We start from the raw sequence: 1,233 nt of genomic DNA, 5'->3' as shown, positions 1-1,233 counted from the left end.
GGCGGGGCGCGGCGCCGAGCTGCTGGCGATCGGCGGTGCGCCGAGCCTGGCGCGCATGCTGGCGCTGTTTCCGCCGGCGGCGTTCGACGGGCGGCCCGAGCTGCATTTCCTGCGCGGGCTCAGCTGCTTCCCGAGCTTCGCGTTCGACACGATGCTGGCCGCGATGCAGCAGGCCGAGGCCGGCTTCCGCGCGGCCGGCCGCGATGCGCAGGCGTGGCGCGCCCGCGCCTATGCGTGCCTCGCGATGCAGAACATGGCGCAGACCGAGGTGGCGGCGCGCGAGCTGCCGAAGCTGCTGGCGCTGCCGCTGGACGACGGCACACGCGCCTTCGTGTGCTTCGGCTCGGCATGGGCGGCGTATGCGCAGGCGCGCGCGGCCGACGTGGCGCCGTGGTTCGAGCAGATGCTGCAGGCGCTGGAGCGCGTGCCCGAGCCGGCGGTGTGGGACGCCTGCTTCTTCCACAGCCTGATGGTCGGCATGCCGGGCATGGACGCGCTGCTGGAGCGCTTCGGCCAGCGTGCGACGGCGCTGTTCGGCGACACGCCGACGCAGCTGCGCGCCGGTGTGCTGCATGCGCGCACGTGGCTCGCGTTCTCGGCCGGGCGGCTCGACGAGGCCGAGCACTGGCTGGCGCGTGCCGACGAGGACTGCCGCTGGCTCGGCCGRCCGCGCAGCGTGCTGACCGAGAACCACATGGCGCACACGCTGATCGATGCGGTGTGCGGGCGGCGCGAAGCGGCGTATGCGGCGGCGCTGGAAGGCCGGCACGACCTCGCCGAGCACGGCTCGGCGCCGAACCGGCTGACGCACGAGCACGAGCTGCTGTTCACGCACAGCCGCGCGGCGTGGATCCTGCAGGACGACGCGACGTTGCGCGAGCTGGATGCGCGGCTCGCGCAGGTGCTGAATCCGTACGAGTGGGCGGCGGCGTCATTCGACCGGCGCTTCAGCCGTGCGTTCGTCGCGATGGTGGACGGGCGGCTGGCCGATGCGCAGGCGCTGCTCGCGCCGCTGGCGGTCGATCAGGAGCCGTCGTGCTTCTTCCCGGCGGGGCAGGCGACGGTGCTGCTGGCGGACGTGCGGCTGCGGCTCGGCTTGCTCGACGAGGCTGCGGCCACGTTGCAGCCCTGGATGGCGCGGGCGATGAACGGCGGCTCGGTCGGTGGTTCGGTGGGCGGTGCGCTGCTGTGCGGCTGGCCGGTGCTGCAGCGGCTGCGCGACACGCGCTGGGG

General features: G+C 74.2%; 1 protein-coding gene. It reads left to right on the top strand.

Features of this window, described 5'->3' with window-relative positions:
- Positions 1–1,233, top strand: a 1,233-nt coding sequence (locus AC1D01_RS35505) for a hypothetical protein (protein WP_477874334.1), incomplete at both ends; no start/stop codon positions are given.

The organism is Rhizobacter sp. P3_B12 (assembly GCF_056402895.1).
Note: the sequence above shows the minus strand (reverse complement) of the source record. Positions and strands in the feature narration are given on the sequence as shown.